At 68.3% G+C, this 20324-nt stretch carries 16 protein-coding genes; 8 read left to right on the top strand and 8 right to left on the bottom strand.

From position 1 onward, the window contains the following. Positions 1-71 precede the first annotated feature (71 nt). From GLA29479_RS06915 to dapE, 3 genes are read left to right on the top strand one after another with little or no spacing between them, the layout of a single operon-like run. Positions 72-524: a hypothetical protein gene (locus GLA29479_RS06915; protein WP_144436385.1), complete on the top strand. Its 453-nt coding sequence runs from the start codon at positions 72-74 to the stop codon at positions 522-524. Between the two features lie 6 nt (positions 525-530). After that, the gene (locus tag GLA29479_RS06910) at positions 531-890 is read left to right on the top strand and encodes a Spx/MgsR family RNA polymerase-binding regulatory protein (RefSeq protein ID WP_057917492.1); all 360 of its coding nucleotides are present in this window, start codon (positions 531-533) and stop codon (positions 888-890) included. Next, positions 887-2062: a succinyl-diaminopimelate desuccinylase gene (gene dapE / locus GLA29479_RS06905; RefSeq protein WP_057971160.1), complete on the top strand. Its 1176-nt coding sequence runs from the start codon at positions 887-889 to the stop codon at positions 2060-2062. Before GLA29479_RS06910 ends, dapE begins: the two co-directional genes overlap by 4 nt. A gap of 171 nt (positions 2063-2233) precedes the next feature. Here the strand turns inward: dapE and GLA29479_RS06900 are convergent, their stop codons facing one another. Then, the gene (locus GLA29479_RS06900) at positions 2234-4654 is read right to left on the bottom strand and encodes a penicillin acylase family protein (protein WP_057971159.1); all 2421 of its coding nucleotides are present in this window, start codon (positions 4652-4654) and stop codon (positions 2234-2236) included. A 189-nt stretch (positions 4655-4843) separates the two neighbouring features. Here GLA29479_RS06900 and GLA29479_RS25945 point away from each other — a divergent pair, with 189 nt between their 5' ends. Both GLA29479_RS25945 and asnB read left to right on the top strand, forming a co-directional pair. Further along, a complete protein-coding gene (locus tag GLA29479_RS25945; protein ID WP_257720585.1) occupies positions 4844-4975 on the top strand; it encodes a hypothetical protein in 132 nt (43 codons plus the stop codon). Positions 4976-5147: 172 nt separating this feature from the next. Then, on the top strand, positions 5148-6842 hold the full coding sequence (gene asnB / locus GLA29479_RS06890; protein ID WP_057971157.1) for an asparagine synthase B: 1695 nt from the start codon (positions 5148-5150) through the stop codon (positions 6840-6842). 138 nt (positions 6843-6980) lie between these two features. Here the strand turns inward: asnB and GLA29479_RS06885 are convergent, their stop codons facing one another. The 3 genes from GLA29479_RS06885 to GLA29479_RS06875 all read right to left on the bottom strand — a co-directional run bounded on the left by GLA29479_RS06885 (position 6981) and on the right by GLA29479_RS06875 (position 9836). Beyond that, positions 6981-7457: a hypothetical protein gene (locus GLA29479_RS06885; protein WP_057917496.1), complete on the bottom strand. Its 477-nt coding sequence runs from the start codon at positions 7455-7457 to the stop codon at positions 6981-6983. A 227-nt stretch (positions 7458-7684) separates the two neighbouring features. Further along, on the bottom strand, positions 7685-8809 hold the full coding sequence (locus tag GLA29479_RS06880) for a polysaccharide deacetylase family protein (RefSeq protein ID WP_211265038.1): 1125 nt from the start codon (positions 8807-8809) through the stop codon (positions 7685-7687). Between the two features lie 73 nt (positions 8810-8882). Then, positions 8883-9836 (bottom strand): YfaP family protein, encoded by a 954-nt coding sequence (locus tag GLA29479_RS06875; protein WP_082638363.1) that lies wholly within the window; start codon positions 9834-9836, stop codon positions 8883-8885. Between the two features lie 201 nt (positions 9837-10037). Here GLA29479_RS06875 and GLA29479_RS06870 point away from each other — a divergent pair, with 201 nt between their 5' ends. Then, entirely contained in the window at positions 10038-11864 is a 1827-nt protein-coding gene (locus GLA29479_RS06870) for a monovalent cation:proton antiporter-2 (CPA2) family protein (RefSeq protein WP_057971154.1), read from the top strand. Between the two features lie 76 nt (positions 11865-11940). Here GLA29479_RS06870 and GLA29479_RS06865 read toward each other — a convergent pair whose 3' ends face one another. The 3 genes from GLA29479_RS06865 to GLA29479_RS06855 form a co-directional block, all read right to left on the bottom strand. Continuing rightward, positions 11941-12864, bottom strand: a complete 924-nt coding sequence (locus tag GLA29479_RS06865) for a TolB-like translocation protein (RefSeq protein ID WP_082638361.1) — start codon at positions 12862-12864, stop codon at positions 11941-11943. A 40-nt stretch (positions 12865-12904) separates the two neighbouring features. Next, a complete protein-coding gene (locus GLA29479_RS06860) occupies positions 12905-13528 on the bottom strand; it encodes a CGNR zinc finger domain-containing protein (protein WP_057971152.1) in 624 nt (207 codons plus the stop codon). 82 nt (positions 13529-13610) lie between these two features. Further along, complete coding sequence (locus tag GLA29479_RS06855; RefSeq protein WP_057917502.1) at positions 13611-14513, bottom strand: LysR family transcriptional regulator; 903 nt, start codon at positions 14511-14513, stop codon at positions 13611-13613. A 253-nt stretch (positions 14514-14766) separates the two neighbouring features. Here GLA29479_RS06855 and GLA29479_RS06850 point away from each other — a divergent pair, with 253 nt between their 5' ends. Continuing rightward, positions 14767-15693 carry an MBL fold metallo-hydrolase gene (locus GLA29479_RS06850; RefSeq protein ID WP_425599974.1) on the top strand — a complete coding sequence of 309 codons (927 nt, stop codon included), beginning with the start codon at positions 14767-14769 and terminating at the stop codon, positions 15691-15693. A 217-nt stretch (positions 15694-15910) separates the two neighbouring features. On the opposite strand, the gene GLA29479_RS06845 is transcribed toward GLA29479_RS06850, so the two are convergent. Beyond that, positions 15911-17287, bottom strand: coding sequence for a trypsin-like serine peptidase (locus GLA29479_RS06845; RefSeq protein ID WP_057917503.1), 1377 nt, complete (start codon positions 17285-17287; stop codon positions 15911-15913). A gap of 461 nt (positions 17288-17748) precedes the next feature. Between GLA29479_RS06845 and rnr the strand changes: the two genes are divergently transcribed. Beyond that, positions 17749-20187, top strand: a complete 2439-nt coding sequence (gene rnr / locus GLA29479_RS06840) for a ribonuclease R (RefSeq protein ID WP_057917504.1) — start codon at positions 17749-17751, stop codon at positions 20185-20187. Positions 20188-20324: the final 137 nt, after the last annotated feature.

Below are 20324 nucleotides of genomic sequence, written 5' to 3'. Positions count from 1 at the left end.
CGCGGTTTCGCCGCGGCGAGCACCCGCCTCGACGGTTTGCCGCGTGGGTTGGCGGATGCAGGGGACGACCAATGGCAGAAGGAAATCAACTCGCATCGCCGACGACAGTGGTCCGCAAGCTGTGGGCGCGCCTGCTGCTGGGCCTGGTCTTGCTTTTTCCCGTGGAATACCTGTTCAGTGGCCGCGGCGGCGCCTCTGCCGAGCACGTCGCGATCTGGTTCGTCTTGGCGGCGTTGCTCGCAGTCTTTTGCGTCGTGATGAATTCCTTTGCGGACTATCTCGCCGATCACGGCGAGTTCTTGTTGGTACGGCGCGGGAAATTGGAGCAGCGACTCAAGATCGCCGACATTGCCTGCGTTGAAGACGGCCACAGCATCAAACCCCATCGCGTAACCTTGCACTTGAAAGCATCGGGCCCGTTCGGAGAGCGAATCGTATTCATGCCCACGCCCGCAGTTCTTGGGCGCAACGAAGTGGCGCTCGATCTTGAGCGTCGTGTCAACCCGTCTCGAACAGCGATCTGAAAACTAATGACGACTCTTTACGGACTCAACAACTGCGACACCTGCAAGAAAGCCCGCAAGTGGCTGGACCGCTTCGGCGTCGCCCACAGCTTCGTCGACTATCGCGATAACCGGCAGGCGCCGGAAACCCTGGTCGAATGGAAGAACCAGGTCGGCGGCTGGGAGTCGCTGATCAACAAGTCCTCCACCACCTGGCGCACCTTGGCGCCGAACCGCAAGGAGCCGGCCTCGGATGCGGAGTGGAAGTTGCTGTTGAAGGAATACCCGCAGCTGATCCGCCGCCCGCTGGTGGTGACCGACGACGGCAAGGTCAGCCAGGGCTTCAGCGACAACGGCTTCAAGCAGCGCTTCGGGGTCGGTTCGTGAGCGCTGCCTCGTCGGGCGGTGCTTCGTCGAGCGGGGCCTCGTCGAGTGCTGTACTCGATCTGACCCTGGCGCTGATCGCACGGCCCTCGGTCACGCCCGACGACCTCGGTTGCCAGGCGCTGATCGCCGAGCGCCTGCGCCGCGCCGGTTTCGTCTGCGAGCACCTGCGCTACGGCGAGGTCGACAATCTCTGGGCGGTGCACGGCGACGGTGAAGGCCCGACTCTGGTCCTGCTCGGCCATACCGACGTGGTGCCCTCGGGCCCGGTCGATGCCTGGTCCAGCGATCCCTATCTGCCGGAGATCCGCGACGGCGTGTTGTACGGCCGCGGCGCCGCCGACATGAAGGGCAGCGTGGCCGCGTTCGTGGTCGCGCTGGAGGACTTCGTCGCCGCGCACCCGCAGCATCGCGGGCGCGTCGCCCTGTTGCTGACGTCCGACGAAGAGGGCGATGCGATCGACGGCGTGCGCCGCGTCGCCGACACTTTCCGCGAGCGCGGCGAGCGCATCGATTGGTGCGTGACCGGCGAGCCCTCGTCGACCGCCAAGCTCGGCGATCTGTTGCGCGTCGGCCGTCGCGGCACCTTGTCGGCGACCTTGAAGGTGATCGGCGTGCAAGGCCATGTCGCCTATCCGGACAAGGCGCGCAACCCGATTCACCAGGCGATGCCGGCGCTGTCCGAGCTTGCCGCGCGGCGTTGGGACGAAGGTTACGAAACCTTCCCGCCGACCTCGTTGCAGATCAGCAATATCCACGCCGGCACCGGCGCCAACAACGTGATCCCGGGCGAACTGCAGGTGCTGTTCAACCTGCGCTACAACCCGAGCTGGAATGCCGAACGCCTGGAGCAGCAATGCGAAGACGTGCTGCGCGCGCATGGCCTGCAGTACGAATTGCGCTGGTTCCGCGGCGGCGAACCGTTCTACACCCCGGAAGGCCCGCTGCGCGCGGCGGCGCGCGAAGTGCTGGCGCAATTCTCCGGCGGCGTGCCCGAGGAAAGCACCGGCGGCGGCACCTCGGATGCGCGTTTCATCGCGCCGCTGGGCGCGCAGTGCATCGAGATCGGCCCGGTCAATGCCAGCATCCACAAGGTCGACGAGAACGTCCTGGTCTCCGATCTGGAAGCGTTGCCGGATTTGTATCGGGCGCTGATCGAGCGCTTGTTGGTCTGATCGGGCACGAAGCCGCAGCGTTTGAACGCGTCGTCGGCCAACGGCTGTTGCCGCGGTGGTCGTGGTTCCGCGGTCGCGGCTTGCGCCGCTCCTACCCAGGAGCGGTGCCGCAAAGGGTAGGAGCGGCGCAAGCCGCGACCGCGGGGTCTCAGATCGCCGCGAACGCAACAATTACCGCAACGGCTCGACCGTCAAGGTATGCCGCGCCGGTCCCGGCAGGAACGGCGTCGGCCGCCCGTGCACCCAATCGTCGTGGCCCGCGCCCCAGAATGGCGACAGCGGATGGCCGCTCTGGCCGCCGGGCATGTGGATGATGCCGTCGGCCTCGTGGCCGGGCGACACCACCATGCGTTCGGAGGCGCCGAAATCCGGGCGCTGCACGCGCGGCATCGCCGAGTCGCCGGGCAGTTCGTCGAAGGGCATGCACAGGGCGCGCTTGGCGAAGCCGGGCAGGGCCGATGCGAGCGGGTGACAGATCGAGGCGGTGTTGTGTTCGCCCCAGCGCTGCTTGGCCAATCGCGCCGCTGCGTCCGGGCCGGGCGTTACCGCGAACTCCTTGAGCACATCCTCGGCCGAATGCTCCAGTAATTGGTCCCAGGAACGTTCGCCGCGCGGCAGCAGATGATCCGGGCGTTGCGTCAGCAGCGGCCAGACCACGCCTTCGAGTTGCTTCAACTCCGGCATTTCGAAGCGCTCGCCGAGCGCGGCGCGCACCGGTGCGGTCAGGCCGTTGGCGACGCGCGTGTGCACTGCGCGGCGCCAGTTGCGGACGATGCGGTAACTCACCGAATCGGGCACGGCGCGACCTTCCCAGCGACGTGCCGCTGCGGCCAGGGTCGCCAGCGCGGGGCTGGCATTGCCGGCCTTGTCGACGCGTGCGGCCTGGTCCTGCAGCAGCTTCCACCAGCGCTGCAGGAACAGCGCGCGGTCGTCGAGCTGGATCGCAAGCAGGTCGCGTTCGTTGAAACGCTGCTTGGCGAACAGGCCGTCGCGGATCTGTCCGGCGCGCGCGCCGAGCACGTAGTTGCCGTCGCCGATGCGCTCGTATTCGAGACCGTCGAGCGTGCGCGTGTTGGCGGTCCACAGACGGCCCGACGGCGGCGCGACCAGTTGCGGCGCATCCTGGGTCTGCAGGCTCCAGGGCGGGCATGCGGGCGTGCTGCGCTGCTTGCCGCCGACGAGGTCGTTCTCGACCGGGGTCGCGGTGGAGCATTCGCCGTCGCGTTCCGGAATCGGCCCGAGCAAACGCCAGGCGATCTTGCCCTGGCGGTCGCCCAGCACCAGGTTCTGCACCGGCATGGCGACGCCGCGGGCGAGCTGCATCGCTTCGTCGACCGATTGCGCGCGGCTGAGGTCGGCCAGCCCCATATTGAGCGAGCCCGGCAGATGCGCGGCCCAGCGCAGGGCGAGGGCGCTGCCGTCGGGGTTGTCGTGCAGCAGCGGCCCCCAGGCGGTCTCGCGCACCGTCAGTTTGCTCGACGGCGCGCCTTTGACCGCGATGATTTCCTCGTGCACGCGCAGGCCTGCGCAGCTCGCGGCCATGGCCTGGCCGGCGCAGCCGGGTTCGCGCGACCAGTCGGCCCAGTCGCCGTAGCTGTTGGTGAAGGCCCAGGCGACGTGGCCGTTGCTGCCGACCACCAGCGCAGGCAGGCCGGGCAGGGTGAAGCCGCTGGCGTCGACGCGGCCGCCGGGCACGCGCGGGTCGGCGTAGCGCAGGCGTGCGCGGAACCACAGGTTGGGCGCACGCAGGCCCAGGTGCATGTCGTCGGCGACGATCGCGCGGCGGTCGGCGGTCAGGCTGCCGGCGACGGCGAAGTTGTTGCTGCCGATCTCGTCGGGAAATGGCAGTTGCAGGACGCTGCCGGACGCGGGCGTCGGCAGCTTGCGCAGATCGACCTGATCGGCGCTCGGCAGTTCGGCATCGCCGAACGGCGCACCGAACAGCGGCGCATCCCAGCGGCTGCCGTTGTGGGTGATCAAGGCGTACAAGGCCGGCGGCAGGTGCGGACGCATGCGCCAGTAAGCGAGGTCGCGCGCATTGCTCGCGTCCTGCAGATCGAAGTACATCGCATAACCGACCAGGGCCGAATCCGACAGTTTCCAGGGCTCGGGCTCGGCGCGGAGCAACAGGTAAGGCCAGGGCTTGCGCGACAAGCCGGTCAGCCCGGCGTTGATACCGTCGGCATAGGCCTGCAGCAATTCACTCTTGTCGCCGGCGAACGAGGCCAGTTGCGCTTCGACCCGGCCGCGCAGGCGGTGCACGCGGTGACGGCGGTCGTAATCGAGGGCGCGGGCGCCGAATAGCGCCGACAGCTCGCCCGCCGCGGTGCGTCGCAGCAGGTCCATCTCGAAATAGCGTTCCTGGCCGTGGACGTAGCCCAGGGCGCGCATCGCATCGGTCTGATTGGCGGCGTCGACGGTGACCACGCCGAGCGCATCGCGCTGGATCGTCACCGGGGCCGACAGGCCCGGCAGGGCGAGTTCGCCGTCCAGGCGGGGCAGGCTGCCGCGCAACAACCACCAGGCCGCGACGGCGCCGAGCAACGACAGGCAAAGCAGCGCGATCAGGCCGCGCTTGATCCATTTGGCCATGATTTCCTCCGCCGCCGAGCTTAGCCGAAGTCCGCGACGGCGCCGTGGCCGTATCGCATCGGTTTGTGCCGGCGCCGGCCCGGTCTCGCCGGCGGCCGGGACGCCCGAACCGCGATCGCGGTCGTGCCGTTCGCCGGTGTTGCCGATCCGGCGCTTGCATCCGGCGCGATCCTCAAGCAGGATCGAGCCATGACCGCCGTCTTCGCCACCGCCGACCGCCGCAACGCCGCCCTCCGCGGCCGTGTGCGCCTGGCCGCGGCCGACGTGCGGGTCAACAACAATAATCGCAATAACGCCAGCCTCCCGCGGGCCGGCGATTAGCGCGCGCAACACACGCTCAATCGCTCAGGAAGCCCGCACTGCGAAGTGCGGGCTTTCTGCGTTTTGGGCCCCCTGATTTTAGACCCCCTTGTTTAGACCCCCTCGCTTTAAACCCCAAGTTTTCCCGCCCTGCCTACCCCGAACCGCTGCAAACCCTCCAGGAGATGCTCAGATGTGCTCGATCCTCGGTCTGTTCGACCTGCGCCCCGGCGCCGACCTGCGCCCGCTGCGGCCGCTGGCGCTGTCCCTGTCCGCACGCCAGCGCCATCGCGGCCCCGACTGGTCCGGCGTCAGCGTCGAGCCGCGCGCGATCCTGGTGCATGAGCGGCTCGCCATCGTCGACCCGACCGGCGGCTCGCAGCCGCTGCGTTCCAGCGACGGCGAGCTCGCGCTCGCGGTCAACGGCGAGATCTACAACCATCGCGAACTCGAACAGCAGCTCGCGCAGCCTTACGAGTTCCAGACCAAGTCCGACTGCGAAGTCATCAACGCCCTGTACCGCGAAGGCGGCGACCTCGGCGAGCTGCTCAACCGCTTCAACGGCATCTTCGCCTTCGCCTTGTGGGATGCGGCGCGCGGACGTTACGTAATCGCGCGCGACCCGATCGGCGTATGCCCGCTGTACTGGGGCCACGATGCCGACGGCCGTTTGTGGGTGGCTTCGGAAATGAAGGCGCTGGCGCGCTTGTGCGACGACGTCAGCCCATTCCCGGCCGGCCACTACTACGACAGCGAGGTCGGCGCACCGGTGAAGTACTACCAACGGCCGTGGCGCGACTACGACGCCACCCGGGGCGTCGAGGTGTCCAAGCAGGAACTGCGCGAAGCCTTCGAGCGCGCCGTGCACCGCCAGATGATGAGCGACGTGCCCTATGGCGTGCTGCTTTCGGGCGGATTGGACTCGTCGCTGGTTGCAGCCTGCGCGGCACGCTTCGCCCGCCGCCGCGTCGAAGAGGACGATCAGGCCGAGGCCTGGTGGCCGCGCCTGCACTCGTTCGCGATCGGCCTGGAAGGCTCGCCCGACCTGGCCGCGGCCGAGATCGCAGCGCAGGCGCTCGGCACCGTGCATCACGGCTTCACCTACACCTTCGAGGAAGGCCTGGACGTGCTGCCCGACGTGATCCAGCACATCGAGACCTACGACGTGACCACGATCCGCGCGTCGACGCCGATGTTCCTGCTGGCGCGCCGGATCAAGGCGATGGGGGTGAAGATGGTGCTGTCGGGCGAAGGTTCGGACGAGATCTTCGGCGGCTATCTGTACTTCCACAAGGCGCCGAACGCGCGCGAATTCCACGAGGAACTGGTGCGCAAGCTCGACGCGCTGCACAGCTTCGATTGCCTGCGCGCGAACAAGTCGATGATGGCCTGGGGCGTGGAGCCGCGCGTGCCGTTCCTGGACGTCGAATTCCTCGACGTGGCGATGCGCATGGACGCGCAGGCGAAGATGGTCGACAAGGCCGCGGGCGGCAAACGCGGCATCGAGAAGGCGGTGCTGCGCGAAGCCTTCGAGGGCTATCTGCCCGACTCGATCCTGTGGCGGCAGAAGGAGCAGTTCAGCGACGGCGTCGGCTATGGCTGGATCGACGGCCTCAAGGCCCACGCCGAAGCGCAGGTGAGCGACCGCGACATGGCCACGGCGGTGGCGCGTTTCCCGATCAACACGCCGCAGACCAAGGAGGCGTATTTCTATCGCAGCCTGTTCGAGCGCCATTTCCCGGGCGCGGCCTGCGCCGAGACCGTACCGGGCGGCAAGTCGATCGCCTGTTCGTCGCCGGCGGCGATCGCCTGGGACGCGTCGTTCGCGAACGCGGCCGATCCCTCCGGTCGCGCGGTGGCCGGCGTGCATCAGGCAGCGTTAGTCTGAGTCGAGCCGGCTGAGCGGCGAGATGGACATGTCTTGCCGGGCCTCGCGCTGCGAGGCCCGGCAAGGTTTCAGCGACTCGGATGGATGCGATCGCTGTCTCTACCGATCGCCATGTCGGTCACATCGTCCGAGCTGGTGTTACTGACCGCAACCCGGCCAGCGGCGTTCGAGGTTCTTGTACTCCCAGGTGCCGTTCGGGCATTGCACGTTGACGGTCGCGGCCGCGACCAGTTCGCAGCCGGCGGCCTTGAACACGGTAGTGCCGGCGGTCACCGGGGCGGTGGAGTACGCGCCGGTGATCTCGGTGTCCTGCACATCGCTGATCCAGTTGGGGTTGGCCGAGTTGCGGCTCATCACCACACTCTGGGCGACGAAGTAGTTCGGATAGGGCACCGAACCCTGGGCGAAGGGATTGCGCACCAGGCTGGCTTCGGCGTGTGCGCTGGCGGCGGTGCCGGTGTGGTCGAACACCAGCTTGAGCTTGGCCGAGTATTTACCGGCGCACGCGGATTGGTTTTCCGAGATGCTCGGCGGGTCGGACGCGAGTGCGGTCAAGGGCAGGACGAGCGAGAGCATGCCGGCGGCGAGCGCCGGAATCCGATAAGTCTTGAACATTGTCGAATCTTCCTTGGATGACGTTGAGTAAGAGCCCGCCAGCCGGTTTCCCCGGGCCTGTGCTGCGCGCAGGCCGCGACCGTGCGGACGGCGCCGTCACCGACGGCGCCGGCGAAAATGTCGCACAGGCGGTTACCCGCGTTAACGCCTAGCGGGCGGATTTGCGACGAAGCCGGTCATGGCCCGACGAAACCCGGCCGGGCGCGCGCGAACCGCTCGCGCTGGGCTCAGGCGCCGCCCGGATAGCGTTTGCAGTCGAGCCACTCCAGGCCCGCGCCGCGGGTCTGCTGCAGCAGCCCGGGCAGGGCGATGCGCGCCTTGTCGTGGATGTCGTGGAACAGGATCGTGCCGTGGCGCCACAGCAGCATCAGGCTGAGCAAGCGGCCTTGCACCTCAGCGGCCGAGACCTTGGCGTTCCAGTCTTGCGAGTCGATGTTCCACAAGGCCACGCGCAGGCCTTGTTGGGCGAAGAACGGCCCGCTGTCGGCGCGGCGTTGGCCGTATGGGGGCCGGAACAGCGGCACGTGCGCCGCGCCGGTCGCGGCACGCACCAGGGCGTCGCTGCGGATCACCGAGTCCTGCCATTGCGGCCAACGCGCATGCGATTGGTGCTCCCAGCCGTGCGAGGCGACGCACATGCCGGCGTACAGATCGCTCGGCCGCGCCGGGGCGGCGCCCAGCCGCCGTTGCAGCGCTTCGCCGACCACGAAGAAGGTTGCGTCGAGCCCGGCCTGGCGCAAGGTTGCCAGCAGGCGGTCGGTATTGCCGCCGGCCGCGGTCGGGCCGTCGTCGAAGCTCAGCAGGAACTGGCGGTCGCGCAACTCGCTGCCGTCGAGTTCGGCCGCCGAATAGGTGTCGATTTCGCTGCTGACCCGCGGAAACAGAGCAGCCAGGCGCAGGGTCTCGTCGAGGTAGATGCGATGGAAGCGTGCGGCATCGGCGCGCCAGGCCGCGTAGCTGCGGTCGGGTGCGGCGTCGAAGGCCACGGCGAGTCGGCGCAGCGCCGCGCTGTCGTCGGCCGCAGCGCAGAAGGCTTCGCGCGGCGTGCACGAGCGCGAGGCCAGCCGATAGTTCGCGCTGAGCCGCTGCCAGAAGCGCGCGCGGATCTTGTCGAGCGAGGCGCGATCGATCTGCTTGAGCTTGAGGCGGGCGAGCAGGGCAGCCTCGTCGAGAGTTTCGCTGGCCGCCAGCTCATGGGCGAAGGCGAGGATCTCGGCGCGCGAGGCGCGGTCGAACGCGGCCTGCGTATTCAAGGCCTGCGGCCAGGTGGCGCGGTCGGCGCTGGCGACCGCGGACGGTCCAGCCGCCTGGGCCAGCGGGGCGGCGAGACACAGCGCGATCGAAGCCAGCAATGATCCAAGCGATGATCTAAACGATGATTTAAGCGGGGATTTCATCGGCTCGCTCGTGGCGACGAGGGCGGCGTCACAGGCCGCGCACCCGTTCGATCGCCTTGTCGTAGGTCGGGTGGGGCTGCTCGCGCTTGGCCGAGAGATAGTTCGACATGGCTTCGTCGTAGCGGCCGGCTTCTTCGAAGAGTTTGCCGATGTTGTAGTAAGCGCCGGCGCGGATCGCGGTGGCGTTGGCGCCGCGGGCCAGGGCGATGGCCTTGCGCGAGGCCCAGATCGCCTCGGCGCTGCGGCCGAGTTTGACGTAGGCCAAGCCCAGGTTGCTGTAGGCCAGGGCGAAATCGGGGTCGAGCTCGATCGACTGCTGGTACAGCGCGACCGCGCCTTCGAGATTGCCGGCGCGGTAGGCCGCTTCGCCGCGCTGGTTGGCATGGGCGGCCGGACCGGCCAGGCCGGCCTCGATCTCGTCGCCGCCGGCATCGTCGCCGGCGCCGTCGAGCCGGTCGAGTTCGGTGTCTATGCGTTCGGCCTGCGCCGTGCTGGCATCGATCCGGTCGATGTCCTGCAAGCGGCCTTCGGCGTCGATGCGGAACACCCGCCACAAGTTGCCGGGACGGTTCTGCGGTACCGGGTAGCTGCGCAGCAATTGCTCGCCGAGATACAGCGAGACCTGGGCGCCGCTGCGCGAGAGCGCGCTGGCCTCGGGGCGGCTTCGGTTGCCGAAATCGTGCACCGCATAGGTGTAGCCGTAACCGGCCCGCTTGCGCAGCAGGGTCATGGTTTCCGGGCTCTTGCGCGCGCCATCGTCCACGTCCAGGCGCGCGTCGTCGCTGATCTTGCGCTCGAAATAGACGTGGTGGTCCGGATAGCTGAGGTGCGAGTCGAGATCGGCCTCGGCCGCGTTCCAGCTGAGCACGATGCGCAGGCCGTCGAGGCTGGTCCTACCCGTCGGGCTCGATGCCTGGGCCGTGCCGCCGCAGAGCATGCCGCAGCAGAGAACTAGGGCGAGCGCAGCCGCACGGCGAAGCATGGTCCGGTCCTTAGAAGGGAGTTGCGAGGCGCGATCATAGCAACGCCGCGGGCACGTGCCCGCAAGCCGTACGCGGCGCTCCTGTTAGGCTGTGTCCTGGCTGGCCGGAAGGGGCGGCCGTGCATCCGAGTACCTCGGTCCGGCCCGTCAGGACGGCCGTGTATCCGAGTACCGCAGTGAATCGAGAAGGGGGAACGCGCGATGGCAGTCGAAGCGCAGGGCAGCGAACTGGTCAAGGTGGTGGTGCTGCTGGCGGCGGGCGTGATCGCGGTGCCGATCTTCAAGCGCATCGGCCTGGGCTCGGTGCTCGGCTATCTGGCCGCGGGCCTGGCGATCGGTCCGTTCGGGCTCGGTTTCTTCGCCGACTCGCAGGCGATCCTGCACGTCGCCGAACTCGGCGTGGTGATGTTCCTGTTCCTGATCGGCCTGGAGATGCGGCCTTCGCACCTGTGGAGCCTGCGCCGCGAGATCTTCGGCCTGGGCACCGCGCAGATCCTGCTGTGTTCGGCGGCGATGACCGGGGTCGGCCTGTTGTTCGGCTTCCCGCCGGTGGTCGCCTTCATCGGCGCGATGGGCTTCGTGCTGACCTCGACCGCGATCGTCATGCAGATCCTCGGCGAACGCGGCGACCTGGCCTTGCCGCGCGGGCAGCGCATCGTCTCGATCCTGTTGTTCGAGGACCTGCTGATCGTGCCGCTGCTGGCCCTGGTAGCCCTGATGGCGCCGGCCGAACTCGCTGGCGACGGCGTCGCGCGTTCGCGCTGGCTCGACATCGGCATCGCCCTGGCCTCGCTGGCGGCGCTGCTGGCGGCCGGCATCTGGTTGTTGAACCCGTTGTTCCGCGTGCTCGCCGCGGCCAAGGCGCGCGAGGTCATGACCGCGGCGGCCTTGCTGGTGGTGCTCGGCGCGGCGCTGTTGATGCAGGTCGGCGGCCTGTCGATGGCGATGGGGGCATTCCTGGCCGGCGTGCTGTTGTCGGAATCCACCTTCCGCCACCAGCTCGAGGCCGATGTCGAACCCTTCCGCGGCATCCTGCTGGGCCTGTTCTTCCTCAGCGTCGGCATGTCGCTGGACCTGACCGTGGTCGCGGCGAACTGGCCGCTGATCGTCGGCGGCGTGGTCGCACTGATGATCGTCAAGGCGGTGTGCATCTACATCGTCGCGCGGCTGCTCAAGGCCTGCCACACCGAAGCCCTGGACCGCGCGGTGCTGATGGCGCAGGGCGGCGAATTCGCCTTCGTGCTGTTCTCCGCCGCGGCCAGTGCCCGCCTGATCGACGCCACCGTCGGCGCCAACCTGACCGCGATCGTGGTGCTGTCGATGGCGTTGACGCCGATCGCGATCATCGCCTTGCGCCGGCTGGCGCCGAAGACCGCGCTGTCGCTGGAAGGCATCGACGAGCCCAACGGCCTCGGCGGCAGCGTGCTGCTGATCGGCTTCGGCCGCTTCGGCCAAGTGGTCTGCCAATCCCTACTCGCGCGCGGCGTCGAAGTCTCGATCATCGACACCGACGTGGAGATGATCCAGAGCGCGCAGACCTTCGGCTTCAAGGTCTATTACGGCGACGGCACCCGTCTCGACGTGCTGCACGCCTCGGGCGCGGACACCGCCCAGTTGATCGCGATCTGCATCGACGACCGCGCCGCGGCGACGGTCACCGCCCAGTTGATCCGCCACGAGTTTCCGCAGGCGCGGCTGCTGGCGCGCAGCTTCGATCGCGAGCACGCACTGGAGCTGGTGCATGCCGGCGTCGATCTGCAGGTACGCGAGACCTTCGAGTCGGCGATGCACTTCGGCGAAGCAGCCCTGGTCGAACTCGGCGTGCCCCAGGACGAGGCGGCCGAAGTCGTGGCCGAAATCCGCCACCGCGACGCCGAGCGTTTCGAGTTGGAGCTGGTCGGCGGCGTCGGCGCAGGAGTATCGCTGCTGTACGGCAACATGCAGCAGACTCCGTTGATCACGCCGAAGCCGCGCGCCGGTGCGAAAGCGATCGAGCCGGCGGTCGAAGACGCGGCGGGCAGCGCCTAGGTTCGAGCTTCTGTCCATCCCGCGGTGTAGGCGAGGGCGGTATCCCGCCCTGATTCGTTGCGCCGTCTGTCGAGGTTCAACGAGTCGCCTGGGCCGGCGGACACCGCGGCGGCCAACTCAGGTCGGGCCTGGCGACCAGATCGATCAGGAACAACTCGCCCGAGCGTTCGCCGTCGGCCTGGGCGAACAGCAGGCGGTCGCCGCGCGGCGACAGCAGCGGGCCGACCTGGAACACATCGCCGCGCGCGGCGATGCGTCCGCTTTCGCGCCAACCGTCTTCGCCTCGCTCGAATCGGTACAGATGCGAGCGGCCGCCGCGATCGATCACCGCGACCAGGCTGCGGCCGTCGCGGGCGATGTCGGCTTCGTATTCGTCGGCGGCCGTGCTCAGCGGTGCGCCGAGGTTGTGCGCGCGCCAGCCGCCGTCGGCCTGCGGCGTGGCGAGGTAGAGGTCGTTCTTGCCGTGCCCGCCGGCGCGGCTGGAGCCGAAATAAAGCCGGCCGTCGGCGGTGGCGCGCGGCAGCAGTTCCGAGGCCTTGGAATTGACCGGCTCCGGCAGGCGCTGCGCAGTGCCCCAGGCGCCGTCGGCGCCGCGCTCGACGTAGTAGATATCGAGATCTTCGCCGGCGGGATCGTGGCGGGTCGAGACGAAGTACAGGCGCCGACCGTCGGCGCTCAGGAAAGGATCGGCATCGGCGCCGGATGCGGCGGCGAACGAGGGCGTTTGCGGCGTCGACCAACCGTCGCGGCCGCAACGCGAATGCAGGATCCGCCAATTGCCGAACTGGCGATCGCTGCGCATGAAGTACAGCTCGCGGCCGTCGGGCGAGAAAGTCGGCGAGGATTCGTATTGGTCGCTGGCGATGGCCGGCGGCGTCCAGCGCATTGCTGTGCCGGTTGGGTTCGGCGCGCCCGCATCGGCGCAGCCGGCGATCAACAGCAGCCCGGGCACGAGCGAACCCAATAGCGGCGAAACGGACGACGGTCGGTGCATGGCCATGGCGGCGCTCGCGCGGTGGGCGGTCGGGTTCGGTTCGGGCTCAATCGCCGTCGCGTACGCGCTGCTGAAAGCGCCGCGCCTTGGCGACGTTGCCGCAGGTCGCCATGTCGCACCAGCGGCGCCGGCCGTTCTTGGAGGTGTCGACGAACACCCAGCCGCAATCGTGGCCGTCGCAGACGCGCAGGCGGTCGAGGCGGGCGTCTTTGAGCAGCTCGATGGCATAGGCGGTGATCACGTGGGCGATCAGGTCGAGCCCGGAGCGTTGCGGCGACCACTCCGTCTGCAGGCGCGAGCGCCGCGACACCAGGCGCGCGGCTTTCGATGCGGCCAGGCGGGCCTGGTCGATGACGTCGAGATCGGCGCTGCCGGGCGCCTTGCCGTTGGCGAGGGCATACAGCGCGTTGCACAAGGCTTCGCGCAGGGACTTGCAACGCGCCAACGCGGCAGCGGCCTTGGCCGGTGCCTCGCCTTGCAGCGCTTCGAGTGCATTGAGGTCGGTGCGCGAGAAACACGAGACCTGCCGCGCCCAACGCAGCAAGGCGGCGTAGTCGTCGAGCCAGTCGCGCGGCTCGCTGTCGCGCGCGGTGACGGTATTGACCAGATCCAGGGCCGGATCGCCGCCGACCAGATCGGCGGGCTGGAAAGCGTGATGTTCGAGGCGCATGCGGGACCCTTGCAGTTCGCCACGAGGGTAGGTCGATTCCGTCTAACCTTCAATATCGTTTTCAAAGGTTCGGATGAACGGCTCAGGCGTGGTCCCAGTAGGGCTCGTCGCCGAAACGTTCGACCAGGAAGTCCAGGAAGCTGCGGACCAGCGCCGGCATCTGCCGACGCGATGCGTAGACGCCGTGGATGCCCATAGGCGGCAGTTCGTAGTCCGGCAGGACGATTTCGAGCTCGCCGGCGCGCACCCGGTCCAGGGCTTGGTAGGTCGGCAGCGGGGCGATGCCGGCGCCGGCGCGGGCCGCGGCGAGCAGCACGCTGGCTTCGTTGGCGCTGAGGTTGCCGCCGACCGCGACGCTGCACGGTTCGCCGCGATGGCGGAACTCCCACAGGCTGCGGCCGACGTAGTGATGGGTCAGGCAGTTGTGCGCGGCGAGGTCCTCGATGCGCTGCGGCCGCCCGCGTTGGGCCAGATACGCCGGTGAGGCGCACAGCACCGAGCGGCAGACGCTGAGCCGGCGTGCGATCAGGTTGGGGTCGAGTTCGCGCGCGATGCGGATCGCCAGGTCGATGCGCTCCTCGACCAGATTGACCGCGCGCTCGCCCAGCACCATGTCGATGCGCGTGTGCGGATGGCGTGCGAGGTAGTCGGCGACCGCGGCGGCAAGATGACTCGCGCCGAACGACATCGAGGCGGTGATGCGGATCTGCCCGTGCGGTTCGGCATCGTCGGCGGCCAGGGCGAGGCGCAGGTCGTCGCCGATCTCGAGCATCTGGCGGAAGCGGGCCAGGGCGGTCTCGCCGGCGCCGGTCAGGCCGATCCGCCGCGTGGTCCGGTGCAGCACGCGCACACCCAGCCAACGTTCCAGCTCGGCCAGATAGCGCGTGACCATGGCCCGCGACATGTCCAGGGCCTCGGCCGCGGCGGTCAGGCTGCCGCGTTCGGCGATCTCGACGAAGACGGCAATGGCGGTCATCCGGTCCATTCGATTCGCTCGGAATATGCAAAAGACAGTCGACTTATACGCGGTTTTTCGCGCCGTTCCAGGCAACTATCCTGGCCGCTATCGGGCTGGAGCTGGCCTGGGGCCGCCCAGCCCCCGTCACGCGGCCTGCGCCCGGGGCCCCGCACCCTGGCCGCCGCGAGCTCGCATCCGCCACCGCCGTCGTCCAGATCGCCCCTTCGAGGAAACCTCCATGTCCAAGAACCCCGTCTACAACCACCGCCTGTTCCTGGCCATCTCGGCGGCTTGCCTGAGCCTGGCGCTGGCCGCCTGCGGCCGCCACGAATCCGCGCCGGCCGAGTCGTCGTCGGCGCCCACGGCGGCGGTCCCGCCGACGCCGGCCGAGGCGGCAGCGGCTCCGCTCAAGACCGAGGTCTATAACCCGGGCAAGCAGGGCATCTTCGAGGTCAGCTCGGTGTTGCTGACCGGCGCGCGCGACGCGGTGCTGATCGACGCTCAGTTCGCCGCCGCCGATGCGCGCAAGCTGGTCGACCTGGTCAAGGCCTCGGGCAAGCGCCTGACCACGATCTACATCAGCCACGGCGATCCGGATTTCTATTTCGGCTTGGACACGCTGCAGGACGCCTTCCCCGAGGCGAAGATCGTCGCCACGCCGCAGACGGTCGAACACATCCGCAGCACCCAGGAGGGCAAATTCGCCTATTGGGGGCCGAAGCTCGGCGCGAATGCGCCCAAGCGCATCGTCGTGCCGCAGGCGCTCGCAGGCGATCGCATCGACTTGGAGGGGCAGTCGCTGCAGATCGTCGGCCTCGACGGCGCTACGCCGGATCGCAGTTATGTCTGGATTCCGTCGATCCGCACCGTCGCCGGCGGCGTGCCGGTGGTCGCGGGCGAACATCTGTTCATGGCCGACACCCAGACCCCGCAGTCGCACCAAGCCTGGCTGGCCACGCTCAAGCGCATCGAGGAGCTCAAGCCCGATGTGGTGATCCCGGGGCATTTCGCCGAAGGTGCGGCGCAGAACGTGGAAGCGGTGCGTTTCAGCGCCGGCTACATCCGCGCCTTCGACGAAGAAGCCGCGAAGGCGGCCGACTCGAAGGCCCTGATCGCGGCGATGAAGAAGCGCTATCCCGACCTGGGCGGCGACCTGTCGCTGGAGATCAGCGCGAAGGTCGCCAAGGGCGAGATGCCTTGGCATTGACGACGTCGCCTCGCTAAGCGATGCGGCGGCTTCGGCTTTAAGGGTAGGAGCGGCGCGAGCCGCGACCGCGTCTTCGGCCGAAGCTGCGTGGTCGCGGCTTGCGCCGCTCCTACCCAAGAGCCAGAGCGCCTCGCGAACACGAAAACGGCCGCTGCCCACGCAGCGGCCGTTTGTTTGCGATGCGATCGAGAGTTCCGGATCGCAATCGCTACCGCACTCAGGGATTGAAATAGCTCGACACGCTCGAATAGATGTCCGAGAAACGCGAGTAGTAATCCGGGTCGCGCGGCGCGCTGCAGTAGGAATAACCGCCGTACAGGCCGCCACGCAGCTGGTAGCCGCCGGTGCCGGTCACGGTGAACAGACCCGAGCCCGATGAGCCGCCCTCGGTGACGCCGGTGTTCCAGACCACGCGGTACAGCGGCGACTTGCCGTCGATCGAGGTCGACAGCCCGGTCACCGAACCCAGCGAGTACTTCTTGACGTCGCCGGCCGGGTGATGGATGCCTTCGATCGCGGTGCCGGTGGCGCCGATCGCCGCACTCGACCAGCCGGCATAGACCGCGCCCGACGGCGGTGCGGTCTTGAGTTCGAGCAGGGCGGTGTCGCGGGTGGTGTTGGCGTGGCGCAGGTAAGCGCCGCCGCTGAGCGTGGTATAGGCCGGGTTGACGGTCGAGCCGTTGCAGGTGGTGACGTTATAGAACCAGTAGGTCTGCAGCGAGTTGGCGACGGTCTGGTTGCCGATGCAATGCGCCGCGGTCCAGAACAGGCGCTTCTTAGGCGAGTGGTTGTTGTTGAGCAGGGTGCCGGTGCACAGGTAAGTGCCGCCGCCGCTGGTGAAGGTCATGCGCGCGACCGACTTGGTGGCGGAGAGGTAGCCCGACGGCGGACTGGTGCGGCAGACGATGTCCTTTTCGCAGTAGTCGCTTTCGCCGATCTTGGCCTGGAACTCGCGCTCGCTCGCGACCGGGCTGATGTCCAAGTGCGAGAGCTGCGGGATCTTCAGGCTCAGGGCATTGGTGCGCACGCCCTTGGGCAGGATCAGTTCGACCACGACGGTATCGCCCGCGACCACCGGCGACCAACCCAGCGCGTTGCCGGCGAAGTCGGCGCCGCGTTGCTCGAAGATACGGCCGTCGTTGCCGGCGAAATGCAGGGTCGCCGAGGTCGCACCGGCGCCGCGCAGCGACAGGCCGGCACGCAGCGCGACCGCGCCGCTGGAGGAGACCTCGAAGCGCGCGGCGCGCGAGCCGTCGGCGAGCGGCTGCCAGGCGAGGGTGTTCAGATCGACCGTGCTGCGGGCGATGTCGCGGGCAAAACCTATTTCGAGCGGTTCGCCGTTCTTGTCCTGACGGACGCGACGGTCTTTGAGCGCCGAAACGTCCAGGCTGGTCGGCCGGCCCAGGCTGAACAAGCGCGGCGTCGAGGCCTTGGCGGCAACGGCGAAGTCGGCGCCGCCCATCGCGCCGGCCGAGGGCGCTTCGGTGACCGGCGCCGAATCCATTTCGGCGGCGTTGGTGCGGGTGGCGGCATGCATCGAGAAACTGGACAGCCCGGCGACGAGCGCCAGGCAAAGCGCGTTCTTGCGGATCATCGTGCGATTCCTTGAGTGCCATAGGGAGGGGGCGGCGGTGCCGCCGGTCCGCCGCCGCAGCGGGGACGCACGGACCCTACGACCGCGCAGGACGCGGTTTTGTGCGGTCTTTCCGGCTTCGCCGAAGCGCTCGAAGTACAAGGCGCGGGCTTTGCGAACGCGCGGATTATTTGTGCGCTGCGTTGCAACTCGACGATGCCCGGAACGTGACGCCGACCCGAATGGCTGTGCGAAGCAGCATGAAAACAGCGGTTTTCTCGTTCAGCTGCGGCGCACGCGGTGGGCGACGCCACCGAGCTTCGTCGCGCCGATGCTCGTGCATGCGGCGCGCAGCGCAGGCCTGCATGCCATCCGCGCGGCGGCCTGCGAGCGGGCAGGGCGCGAGCGACCGCACGTCGGGAGCAGGCTGCCGGAAAGCCGCGACAGACACCCTGTTCATGGCGATGTGAGACCATACCGGCATGACAAAAAAGACGAAAAGCAACAAGACCGGTCCGACCGGTGGCAAAACCCCCTCCCGCAAGACCCCTGGCGGCGCCGCTCAGAGCGCCGGCCCCCGCAGCCGCAAGACCGCCGCGCCTCGCCCGGCCTGGCTGCCCGAGAATCTCCAGCACGGCCCGCCCAAAGGCCCGCACGCCAAGAGCGCCTCCGGTCCGGCCCGTACTCCGGCCTACCACGATCCCTACGCCGACCGCGAAGCCTCGCGCTATGCGCAGCCGATCGCCAGTCGCGAACTGATCCTGCAGACCCTGGTCGCTGCCGACGGGCCGATGCGCGCCGAAGCGCTGGCCGAACGCCTGCAACTGACCGAGCCCGATCGCGTCGATGCGCTCGGCAAGCGCCTGGGCGCGATGCTGCGCGACGGCCAGTTGATCCAGAACCGCAAGGGCGAGTTCGCCCCGGCGGCGCAGATGGACCTGATTCCCGGCGTGGTGATCGCCAATCCCGACGGCTTCGGCTTCCTGCGTCCGGAGGCCGGCGGCGACGACCTGTTCCTGCCGCCGTTCGAGATGCGCAAGGCCATGCACGGCGACCGCGTGCTGGTCAGCGTCACCGGCGTCGACCGTCGCGGCCGCCGCGAAGGCGCGATCGTCGAAGTGCTCGAACGCCGCATCAATCGCCTGATCGGCCGCTTCACGGTCGAGTCGGGCATCAGCTACGTCGTGCCCGACGACCGCCGCATCCAGCGCAACGTGCAGATTCCGCCGGACGCGCGCATGGATGCGCAGAACGGCCAGCTCGTCGTGTGCGAACTGCTGCAGGCGCCGGACCCGAAGCGCCCGCCGATCGGCCGCGTGCTGGCGGTGCTCGGCGACAAGCTCACCGCCTCGCTGGCGGTGCAGGCGGCGATCCACGGCCACGAGATTCCCGACGTGTTCCCGCAGGAAACCCTCGACGAAGCCGCGGCGGTGCCGCTGACCGTCGAGGCCTCCGTCGCCGCGCAGCGCGTCGACCTGCGCGCAATGCCGCTGGTCACCATCGACGGCGAGGACGCCAAGGACTTCGACGACGCGGTGTATTGCGAGAGCAATCGCGACGGCTTCCGTCTCGTGGTGGCCATCGCCGACGTCTCGCATTACGTGCGTCCCGGCACCCCGCTCGACGACGAAGCGCAGAAGCGCGCGACCTCGGTGTATTTCCCCGGTTTCGTCGTGCCGATGCTGCCCGAGACCCTGTCGAACGGCATCTGCTCGCTCAATCCCAAGGTCGATCGTCTGTGCTTCGTCTGCGACATGCAGATCGGCCGCGACGGCGAAGTGACCCAGTCGAAGTTCTACGAAGCGGTGATGAACTCGCATGCGCGCCTGACCTATACCCAGGTCTGGAATGCGGTCGGCGACGTCCCCGAGGAAGCACAGAGCGAAGCGCGCGAGCAGATCGGCTCGCTGCTGCCGCATATCGAGCGTCTGCACCAGTTGTTCCAGGTGCTGCTGAAAGCGCGGCAGAAGCGCGGCGCTATCGAGTTCGAATCCAGCGAAGTGCGTTTCGTCCTCGGCAAGAGCGGCGAAGTGGTGCAGGCCGGCATGCTTCAGCGCAACGACGCGCACAAGCTGATCGAGGAATGCATGATCGCGGCCAATGTCGAGGCGGCGAAATTCCTGATCGCGCAGCAGGTGCCGGCGCCGTTCCGCATCCACGACCGTCCGCCGGAACAGAAATACGCCGACCTGCAGGAGTTCCTCAAGGAATTCGCCCTGCGCATGCCGGCCTGGAAGCAGGTCGAGCCGCGCGATTTCACCCAGTTGCTGAAGAAGATCCGCGAACGCCCCGATGCGGCCTTGATCGAATCGGTGTTGTTGCGCAGCCAGAGCCTGGCGGTGTATGCGCCGGAGAATGTCGGCCACTTCGGCCTGGCGTTGACGGCCTATGCCCACTTCACCTCGCCGATCCGCCGTTATCCGGACCTGCTGGTGCATCGCGCGATCAAGCACGCGCTCGGCGGTGCGCAGCCGGCGACCTTCGTGTATTCGCCGCGGCAGATGACCGCGCTGGCGCTGCAATGCTCCGAACGCGAGCGCCGTGCCGACGAGGCCGAGCGCGAGGTCGACGAGCGTTACCGCGCCGCATGGATGGAGCAGCACGTCGGCGGCGAGTTCGAAGGTACGATCAGCGGCGTGACCAGCTTCGGCTTGTTCATCGAACTCGACGAATCCAAGGTCAACGGCCTGGTTCACGTGACCCAGCTGCCGCACGACTACTACCACTTCGATCCGATCCGCAAAACCCTGAAAGGCGAACGTACCGCGCGCGAGTTCCGCCTCGGCGACCGGGTCAGCATCGTCGTGCTCAAGGCCAGCGTCGAAGACCGCAAGATCGACTTCCGCCTGGTCGAGGAGCGTGGCGCCAAACCGCTGCCGCCGCGCGGACAGCCGGCGAAGCGGACCAAGCAGAAGTACTGAGGCTCCGACCGCCGGCCCTGAACCATCGCCCCCTTTGGCAAAGGGGGCGAGCGCCTTGTTGGGAGCGGTTTTCGCCGTGCCCTGGCGGCGGGGGGGATTTGCTATTGCGACTGGGGCGGCGCAAAGCCAAGCGAAAA

The organism is Lysobacter antibioticus, assembly GCF_001442535.1.
Taxonomy (GTDB): domain Bacteria; phylum Pseudomonadota; class Gammaproteobacteria; order Xanthomonadales; family Xanthomonadaceae; genus Lysobacter; species Lysobacter antibioticus.
The sequence above is the reverse complement of the archived record's forward strand: the minus strand, read 5'-3'. Positions and strand labels throughout refer to the sequence as shown.